Source organism: Melioribacteraceae bacterium 4301-Me (assembly GCA_041538185.1).
In the GTDB taxonomy this organism is placed as follows: Bacteria; Bacteroidota; Ignavibacteria; order Ignavibacteriales; family Melioribacteraceae; genus Pyranulibacter; species Pyranulibacter aquaticus.
Genome location: JBGORM010000001.1, coordinates 791,101 through 800,603, shown reverse-complemented (window position 1 = coordinate 800,603; position 9,503 = coordinate 791,101). Strand labels below are relative to the sequence as shown.

Annotated in this window: 7 protein-coding genes; 6 read left to right on the top strand and 1 reads right to left on the bottom strand. The window is 33.7% G+C overall.

Annotation, left to right across the window (positions count from 1 at the left end; genetic code table 11):
* Positions 1-451: 451 nt before the first annotated feature.
* The gene (locus tag ABRY23_03555; GenBank protein ID MFA3782119.1) at positions 452-1,756 is read right to left on the bottom strand and encodes an MFS transporter; all 1,305 of its coding nucleotides are present in this window, start codon (positions 1,754-1,756) and stop codon (positions 452-454) included.
* Positions 1,757-2,018: 262 nt separating this feature from the next.
* Between ABRY23_03555 and ABRY23_03550 the strand changes: the two genes are divergently transcribed.
* The 6 genes from ABRY23_03550 to ABRY23_03525 all read left to right on the top strand — a co-directional run bounded on the left by ABRY23_03550 (position 2,019) and on the right by ABRY23_03525 (position 9,468).
* Entirely contained in the window at positions 2,019-3,188 is a 1,170-nt protein-coding gene (locus ABRY23_03550) for a DegT/DnrJ/EryC1/StrS family aminotransferase (protein ID MFA3782118.1), read from the top strand.
* Positions 3,189-3,232: 44 nt separating this feature from the next.
* On the top strand, positions 3,233-4,030 hold the full coding sequence (locus ABRY23_03545) for a TIGR02757 family protein (GenBank protein MFA3782117.1): 798 nt from the start codon (positions 3,233-3,235) through the stop codon (positions 4,028-4,030).
* 198 nt (positions 4,031-4,228) lie between these two features.
* Complete coding sequence (locus ABRY23_03540; protein ID MFA3782116.1) at positions 4,229-6,178, top strand: OPT family oligopeptide transporter; 1,950 nt, start codon at positions 4,229-4,231, stop codon at positions 6,176-6,178.
* Between the two features lie 13 nt (positions 6,179-6,191).
* Positions 6,192-6,584, top strand: a complete 393-nt coding sequence (locus tag ABRY23_03535) for a PqqD family protein (GenBank protein MFA3782115.1) — start codon at positions 6,192-6,194, stop codon at positions 6,582-6,584.
* A complete protein-coding gene (locus ABRY23_03530) occupies positions 6,577-8,037 on the top strand; it encodes an aminoacyl-histidine dipeptidase (GenBank protein MFA3782114.1) in 1,461 nt (486 codons plus the stop codon). The genes ABRY23_03535 and ABRY23_03530 overlap by 8 nt, the downstream gene beginning before the upstream one ends.
* Positions 8,038-8,118: 81 nt before the next feature.
* Positions 8,119-9,468, top strand: a complete 1,350-nt coding sequence (locus ABRY23_03525) for an MFS transporter (GenBank protein ID MFA3782113.1) — start codon at positions 8,119-8,121, stop codon at positions 9,466-9,468.
* The last annotated feature ends 35 nt before the right edge of the window (positions 9,469-9,503 follow it).

The following is a 9,503-nucleotide window of genomic DNA, read 5'->3' as shown; positions in this document are numbered from 1 at the left end:
GTGTAAAATATGAAAAAGTAATAGTGTCCTTATGCATAAAAAACAGGATTTTGCTTGCGTTGCAGAACTTTGTAATCGTGCCTTTGGCATGACAAAGAAATCAATGATTTGATAAAAAATAGTTGTCATTACAAGGAAGTCTTTTGGTTTTTCATCAAAGCGACCAAGGTAATCCCAGTTTCTACTTATTACTACTATTTTAGCCTCAAGGTAAGTGAGGCAATCTCCAATAAAGAATTGTTTAGTTGCTCATATTTGTATTAAAGTCAAATTTTCCATTGGGGAGATTTGGGCTAAAAAGATGCTTTTCAGCAGAAGATTATTTCCAGCTAACTCTTGGATTAAGAAATAAACTAAGTAACTGGAAATTTTCAATATCGAATAAATATTTATGATTCTAAAATTATTTTAAGAAACATGAAAATATTACGTTAGTGGAAAAAAACACAAATTATTTGATAATAAACTTATTGTACACCCACATAAGCAGAGTTGAGATAACTCCTATTACAAAGATTATTAAAAAAATAAATTCGGGTTTATGCAATTCTTTTGTAAAAGTATGGTATAACCATCCTCCAAAAGTGCCGCCAATTCCCCATGCTATTGCAATTGGCAAAAAGGAAAAACCTTGAAATAAAGCAGCCTGTCCTTTTGGAGCTAAATCTGCTACATATTCATAAAAACGTGGAGCTTGTGTTTGTTCACCAATAGAAAATAAAAATATTCCTAACATAATAAGTGGTATTCCTAATGCTATTTTATTTCCAAATAAATTGATATTGGTATTTTGAGTTAAAGGTAAAACAATAAACCATACTAACCATGCAAATGCAGCTAAAATGAATCCGATTAAAATTGCTTTTTGTGTAGATATGTTTTTTGTAAGTCGATTAATAGGAATTTGGAATAAAATTATTGTCCATGCTCCTGTGGATATGATAATTTCAATTGGAGCGTTTGGAGAAATATAATCTGATATATAAAAAGGTATAATTATGAAAAACTGCCAGAACAAAATCCAATAGAGTGCAAAGATTAATAAGAATGCCATAAATCGAAAATTTCTTATAACGAGGAAAAGATTTTTTATTACAGTTTTAATGTCTTCTCTTTTTTCATTGATTTTTGCCGGGGGCTCTTTATAAAAAATAAGCGTTGAAATAAACATTAATGCACAGCTAATTGAAGAGATTAAGTAAACAAATTCGATTCCTATAGAATCCCTTACTAAAAATGCCAATAGCGGACCAATAGCAGCACCTGTGTTTACAAGCCAATAATATATTGCATAACCAAATGATTTTGATTCATTTGTTGACGAAAGCGCTATTGTCCCTAAAACGCTGGGCTTTATAAATGAACCGCCAATAGCCGTTAAAATAAGAATTATTGTGAGCAGCCAATAGATGTTAAAATTGGAGTATAATCCCGAAAATAATTTCATTCCAGTTGAGCCAATAAAAAAATAACCTACTGCTAAAACGAAAAAAGCAAAAGAGAATGCTTTTTTAAAACCGAACTTATCGGCTAAGGCACCTGCAAAAATGGGTAGCAAATAAATTAATCCTCCAAATATTGAAGATAACTGCCCAGCCTGCACTTCAGTAAATTTTAAATGGTCACGCAAAAAAATACTGAGAATTGTAGCTTGTCCATAATATGCAAGTCTTTCAAATAATTCCATAAAGTTTGCGACCCAAAAAGATGAATGAAAATCAGTTTTCAACTTTTGAAATGTGCCAGATAAATTCATAAATGATCTCCAATTTTTACTGAATAATTTTTTTCGGCAAAAAATAGTTAGTTATTATATCAAATGACAGAAATAATTTTTGTGTATGGTTAATAATAAGTTGATTAACTAATTTTGAAATACGCAAAGAAGAATTTTTTTGAAGTAATTTAACATATCTATTATAACAAGTTTTTATATGACAAAACATTTTGTAAAATGGAATTTATAAATAAAAAATAGTTTGTCTTCTTAATCCTTTAATTTATCAACAGGTAAAATTATGAAAGTACCATTACTTGATTTGAAGCCGCAGTATTTGTCATTAAAAAAAGAAATTGATGATGCTGTTCAACGGGTTGTTGATTCACAGTATTTCATTTTGGGGTCAGATGTAACCAAATTAGAAGAAGAAATTGCAGAATATTTAAAAGTAAAATTTGCACTTGGAGTATCATCTGGAACTGATGCCTTACTACTTTCGTTGATGGCTTTAGGTATTCAGCCAGGCGATGAAGTAATTGTTCCTACTTATTCTTTTTTTGCTACTGCTGGTGTGGTTGCAAGATTGAATGCAAAACCCGTTTTCGTCGATATAGACCCTGTAACTTTTAATATAAGCGCAGATTTGATTGAAGAGAAAATTTCATCAAGGACTAAAGCAATTATACCAGTCCATTTGTATGGTCAATCTGCAGAAATGGGAAAAATTGTTGAGCTTGCTTCAAAATATAATTTAGCAGTGATTGAAGATGCGGCTCAAGCAATTGGTGCTCAGTACAAAGATGGGAGATGCGTTGGTACTATTGGTGATATAGGTTGCTTTTCTTTTTTCCCAACAAAAAATTTAGGTGGGTTTGGTGATGGTGGGTTAATTACTACAAATAATGAAAAGCTATATCATATTATGAAAATAATGCGTAATCATGGTGCAGAACCAAAATATTATCATAAAATTGTTGGAGGTAATTTTAGATTGGACACTTTGCAGGCTGCAGTGCTAAGGGTGAAATTGCCTCATCTTAACTCATGGTCCGAGAAACGTCGGCAAAATGCAATAAAATACAATAACTATTTTATTGAAAGCGGTCTTTCTGAAAAAGTAGGCGTTCTCAAATTTGATTCTAAAAATAAAGTCCTTTTGCCAAAGGCTGTTTATAGCCATTTAGAATCCATCCTAAATTATCACATCTACAACCAATACATAATTCGTGTTGAAAAAAGGGATCAGCTCGTTGAATATCTGAAGAAGAATGACATTGGTTGTGAAATTTATTATCCAGTTCCATTTCATCGCCAAGCGTGTTTTTCTTACTTAAAGAATAATGATGGGGAATTTCCTAATGCGAACTTTGCTGCTGAACACTCATTAGCATTGCCTATTTATCCAGAGTTAAACGATGAACAAATTAAACACGTTGTGTATACAATTAAAAAATTTTACTTTGAGTAAACCCAAAATTAATTTTAACTTGCCGCTTATTGGGTGAAAATGAATTGAAAAGGGAGCCTTACATTATAAACCTCAAGCAAAAATTAGACTACCATTATAAATATTTTGATTTCTCACAAATTTCACCTGACCCGTTAGAATTTTTACATCGATACAAAAATTATCATGATATTGAAATCTCTGGGATAATATCTTCAGTGTTTGCTTACGGAAACGTAAAACAAATAATTAACACACTTGAAAAAATTCATTCCATAATGAATTATGAGCCTTATAAGTTTGTTATGAATTTTCATGAGAAAAAGAATAATAATCCATTTAATGGGTTAAAACATCGATTTTACACTTCTAAAGATATTTTGATTTTATTTTCTACACTTAATAAAATTTATAATAGCTATGGTTCGTTAAAGTACTTTTTCCTTCTATATTATTTTGAAAAAGGAAAAAATTTGAAAGAAACAATTTCTTTTTTTTCGCAAAACTTCTTAAAGATAATTTCAAAAGAAAATGAACTCAGCGTTGGATTAAAATTTATGTTCCCCGACCCATTTAAAGGCAGTGCTTGCAAAAGAATGAATCTTTTTTTGCGGTGGATGGTTAGAAAAGATGAATTGGATTTTGGCTTATGGCATGAAATTCCTAAGTCCAAACTTGTAATTCCTGTTGATACCCACGTAGCTAAGATTTGTAAAAAATTAAAGCTGACAAAAAAGAAGGTAGTATCGTGGGAAATGGCAGAGGAAATTACGGACAATCTAAAAAAAATTGATGCTAAAGACCCTGTAAAATACGATTTTGCAATTTGTCACTTGGGAATGCGAAAATTAGATTTTTGGTAAACGAAGCATAATTGAAATACTGTTGTTGCCAATAAATAAAGTATACAAAATAGACTTTTATGAACAATGACAATTTCTCCCTTAGTAATAATTTCAGGGAGTTTAATATTTGCTCAGCTAATAATAGCTTCATATATTACACAAACGATTATTAAATAGTTCTTAATTTAACTTTCTCACACCTAAAAGGAGAAACATATGGCCGAACAACAGAAATTTGTCCCTTTCGTTTCATCTGAAACCAACATGGCAGAATTTACCATACGCGCATTAATTATCGGTCTTATTTTAGCAGTTATTTTAGGTGCAGCAAATGCATATTTAGGATTAAAAGCTGGGATGACAATTGCTGCAACATATCCCGCCGCAGTAATTGGTATGGCTATAATCAAATTATTTAAAGGTAGTGTATTGGAAGAAAATTTTGCTCGTACAGTTGGTTCAATTGGAGAATCGATAGCAGCAGGAGCTATATTTACTATTCCTGCTTTTTTTATAGCTGGTATATGGAATCCATTCTTTAGTCCTGGCAATTATATGATTTCCGCTGCAATAATGTTCGCTGGTGGCGTCTTAGGAATTATGTTCGTTGCTTTGCTTAGAAGAGTTATGGTTGAAGATGTTGAACTGCCTTTCCCTGAGTCTGTGGCAGCAGCAGAAATCCATAAAGCTGGCCAACGAGGAGGTACAGGTTCAAAATTTTTATTTGGTGCTATGGGAGTTGGTGCACTAATTCAAGCACTAGGCCAATTCAAATTGTTTGCTACTTCTGCTGATAAATTAATTTCCTTAACCAAAGGAAGTATACTATTTCGTTCACCTGACGTTAGCCCTGCATACATGGGTGTTGGATATATAATTGGACCACGGTTGGCGGCATTAAATTTCAGCGGTGGTGTATTGGCATGGGGACTTTTAGCACCAATCATTGCTTACTTTAAATTTGGTGACACACCAATAAACGGTATGGATATGTCGGCAACCATTGTTCAAGTGTGGAAAGATTATGTTAGACCGATAGCTATTGGCGGTATGCTTGTAGGTGCAGCGTATACCTTATGGCGAATGAGAAAAAGTTTAGCTACAGGAATCGCAAGGTCAATAAGCGACGCTAAAAAAGCTGCTTTGGGGGAATCAACTGAAATTAGGACAGAAAAAGATATTCCATTTAAATGGATAATGATTGGGATATTTTTGGTGGGGATTGCTACATTCTTTATCTATAATTATTTTGCTCACGATATAGCAGCTGCTTTAGTTGCTACGATAGTAATGATTATAGCAGGATTTTTCTTTGCCGCAGTTTCAGGCTATTTAGTTGGAATAATTGGTTCTAGCAATAACCCAGTAAGTGGTTTAACCCTTTCAACTTTGGTAGTAGCAGCACTTTTAATGGTTGCTTTGGGTATGAAGGGAATTGACGGCGTTGCAGCTGTCCTTGGTGTGGCTGCGGTAGTATGTGTTGCAGCTGCAGTAGCAGGTGAAATGCTGCAAGACTTAAAGGCTGGTCATATTCTTGGAGGTACACCATGGAAAATGCAAGTAGGTGATATACTTGGCATATTAATATCAGCATCAGTAATGTTTATCCCTTTATTTATTTTACATGAAGGAAATATTAAAGCTGGCGGCACAGGATTTGGCGGGGAACAATTGCCAGCACCTCAAGCAAGTTTGATGGCAATTTTGTCTAAGGGCATTGTTGAAGGTAAAATGGAATGGATTCTCATCTTGGTGGGTATGTTAATGGGTGTAGGCTTTATAATGATGAACGTTAAAAGTCCTATGCTCGTTTCAGTTGGCATGTATTTACCTCTTGGCACAACTTTCGCAATTTTTGTAGGCGGTTTAATTAAAGGAGTAGTGGATATAATTAATGAAAAAAAACAATTTAATGATGCCCAAAAAACCAGAGTGGAAAATACCGGTATACTCTTAGCAGCGGGGTTAATAGCAGGGGAGGCGTTAATTGGACTTTTGTTTGCAGCTTTTGCATTCTGGGAAATTCCAATCTTTAGTTTCTTTAAAGAACCATCATTTTGGATTAGCCTAATCGTCTTTGCTTTTATAGCTTGGTATTTGATTAGAATCCCTGTTAAACATGCTGGCAAGCCAGACGAACCAGCAGCACCACATATTTCTATGTAAAAAGGAAATTTTTATGCTAAGTGAGTTTCTCGAGCGTAGAAAAATTCTTAAAGGGAAAAATGCTTTAGAACTTACTCCAATTAGGTTATGTTCTTTTGAATCAGATGCTCAGTCACAAGTGACTATTTTAATTCCAAAATTTAAAAGGAAGTTAGCTGTAAAATATCTTTTGCCTCTATTAAAGTCACCTAATATAAAATTAAACCTCGACGAGTATGGTTCGTTTGTCTGGTTAAATATGGATGGTCTTACTACTGTTGGCAGTATTGCTAAAAAAATGAAAGAAAAATTTGGTGATGGATTTTATCAAGCAGAATACAGAATTTCTAAGTATATAACTCAGCTATATGAACAAAGATTAATAACTTTCAAAGAAATTCAAAAAAAGGAGAACCAAGATGGGTGAAAAACTTGGTCGTTTACAACCACAAATATTATGGAATCATTTTGAAGAAATCTGTAAGATTCCGCGTCCTTCTCGCAAAGAAGAGAAAATTTCACAATATATTATTTCATTTGCTAAAAAAAATAATCTTGAGTATAAAGTAGATAAGTTTGGCAACATTCTTGTTAAAAAGAAAGCTACTGAAGGAAAAGAAAATTTACAGACTGTTACGCTCCAGTGTCATCTTGATATGGTGGCTGAAAAAAACAGCGATGTACAACATGATTTTGAAAAAGACCCGATACAACCTTATGTTGATGGAGACTGGGTAAAAGCAAAAGGTACTACTCTTGGAGCCGATAACGGAATTGGCGTCGCTGCTGCGTTAGCTGTATTAGAATCAAAAGAAATTGAACATGGGCCAATTGAAGCATTATTTACATTAGATGAAGAGACTGGCCTGTTTGGTGCACAGGCTCTTCAACCAGGTTTTGCTGAGGGAAAAATTTTACTTAATATGGATTCTGAAGAAGATAGTGCTTTGTATATCGGTTGTGCAGGGGGTCAAAACACTTTTGCAAAATTTGTTTCTAAGTTGACAGAACCGCCCAAAAACTCAACTCCGCTTAATATTAGTGTTAAAGGTCTTAAAGGTGGGCATTCAGGGTTAGATATTTCAGCAGGCAAAGGAAATGCTATAAAAATTATGGCCCGTTTGTTAATTCAGCTTTTTGAAAAATTTGATATTAGACTTATTAGTATTAACGGCGGAAGTAAACATAACGCAATACCACGCGAATGCTTCGCTGATATTAGGGTTAATTCTAAGTTCTTTAATGACGTTACTAATTTTGTGGAAGATTATAACAAAATTATTCAAAGTGAATTGTCATCCGTTGAACCTGAATTAAATGTTTCTGCATCGCAGATTAAATCTCGCAGCAAAATAATGGATAAAGCTTCAACTTATAATTTATTAGCTGCTCTTTATGCAGTTCCTCATGGTGTAATTAAAATGAGCGCAGATATTCCTGGTCTGGTAGAGACATCAACAAACTTAGCTGTGGTTGAAACAAAAGGTAAAAATGTTAACATTATAACTAGCCAAAGAAGTTCAGTGGATTCAGAAAAAAATGATATTTCATCTGTGGTTGCTACAATATTTAAACTGGCAAAAGCAGAAGTTAAACATGGTGATGGCTACCCGGGCTGGAAACCCGATATTCATTCTCCAATACTTGGAATAATGAAAAGTGTATTTAATTCTCTTTATGGAAAAGAGCCCGAGGTTAAAGCTATACATGCTGGATTAGAATGCGGAATTATAAAAGAAAAATATCCTCAAATGGATATGATTTCTTTTGGCCCAACTATTATTGGTGCCCATTCACCTGATGAGAGAGTTCAGATTAGTACAGTTGCAAGATTTTGGGAACTTTTGTTAAACGTGTTGAAAAGTGTTCCTGCTAATTAATTTATTACTGCTCTTGACCTTAGTAATTTAACTAGAACTATGCGGGTCAAGAGCAAAATTTTTTAAAAAATTAAGACTAATATGCAAAATAATCTTGGTCCTAAGCCTCAGCCATCAGCCCTTTTTAGATGGGGTATTTTGCTCTTTGTAAGCTTGGCAATGTTTGGCAATTACTATATTTATGATAGCATTAGTCCACTCGCTGATTTATTAGTAAAACAACTCAACTTTACCGATGCAGATATTGGATTGCTGCAAGGCATATATAGTTTTCCTAACATAATAATGGTTCTAATTGGCGGAATTATAATTGATAGAATCGGTACAAGACTCTCAGTTTTAATATTTACTACCTTAATAATGATTGGTTCACTTGTGACCGCTGTAACTGGACAAATATATGTAATGGCAGCCGGGCGGTTGATTTTTGGGTTGGGTGCAGAGTCAATGATTGTAGCAATAACTACAATAATAGCAAGGTATTTTAAAGGGAAAGAATTGTCGTTTGCATTCGGACTAAACTTAACAGTTGCTCGATTAGGTTCATTTTTGGCATTAAACTCTCCAACTTGGGGTAAAAATCTTTATAATTATTGGCAATCGCCATTGTGGATTACAGTAGGAGCTGGTGTTTTTGCTTTGGTTACAATTCTTATTTACTACTTTCTTGATTTAATTGGGACGAAAAAATATTCGCTGCCAAAAGAAGGTGAGCAGGAAAAAGTTGTTCTTAAAGAAGTATTTACATTTCATAAATCTTTTTGGTATATAACAGCTCTTTGTGTTACCTTCTACTCAGCTATGTTCCCATTTCAAACTTTTGCCATAAAATTTTTTCAAGACGCACACAATACAACAAGAGAAGTCGGCGGAAATTTATCAAGCATGCTTACTTTGGCTGCAATGATATTTACACCTCTTTTTGGATTGTTGGCTGACAAAATTGGGAAAAGGTCTTTGCTGATGATGTTTGGCTCTTTGTTAATTATTCCAGTTTACTTAATGATGGCATATAAGTTCGGCAGACCTGAAGTAATGGATGCAAGCAGCTTTGTGAATATTAATATTAGTTTTTTTGATATCCATGCATCAATTCCAATTTACCTTTTAATTCCAATGTCGATGATGGGAATTGCTTTTTCGTTGGTACCTGCTGTTATGTGGCCTTCTGTTGCCTTAATTGTTGATAATACTAAATTAGGCACTGCTTATGGATTAATGACAATGATACAAAATATTGGACTTTTTGCATTTAATATTATCATTGGCTTTGTTAACGATATTTCTCATGCGAGTGCACAAAATCCTTCAGGCTATAATACAGGCATGTGGATTTTTTCTTCCCTTGGTTTCTTTGGATTGTTATTTGCATTTTTGCTTCGAAAAAGTGAGTTGAGCTCTTCTGGTCATGGACTCGAAAGCGGCGCTTAAAAATTTTCTCTTTAATGTTAATAATTGTTTGCTGC

Coding starts and splice junctions, on each gene's coding strand:
- ABRY23_03555 (MFA3782119.1), bottom strand. CDS start 1,756: ATGAATTTATCTGGCACATTTCAAAAGTTGAAAACTGATTTTCATTCA.
- ABRY23_03550 (MFA3782118.1), top strand. CDS start 2,019: ATGAAAGTACCATTACTTGATTTGAAGCCGCAGTATTTGTCATTAAAA.
- ABRY23_03540 (MFA3782116.1), top strand. CDS start 4,229: ATGGCCGAACAACAGAAATTTGTCCCTTTCGTTTCATCTGAAACCAAC.
- ABRY23_03535 (MFA3782115.1), top strand. CDS start 6,192: ATGCTAAGTGAGTTTCTCGAGCGTAGAAAAATTCTTAAAGGGAAAAAT.
- ABRY23_03530 (MFA3782114.1), top strand. CDS start 6,577: ATGGGTGAAAAACTTGGTCGTTTACAACCACAAATATTATGGAATCAT.
- ABRY23_03525 (MFA3782113.1), top strand. CDS start 8,119: ATGCAAAATAATCTTGGTCCTAAGCCTCAGCCATCAGCCCTTTTTAGA.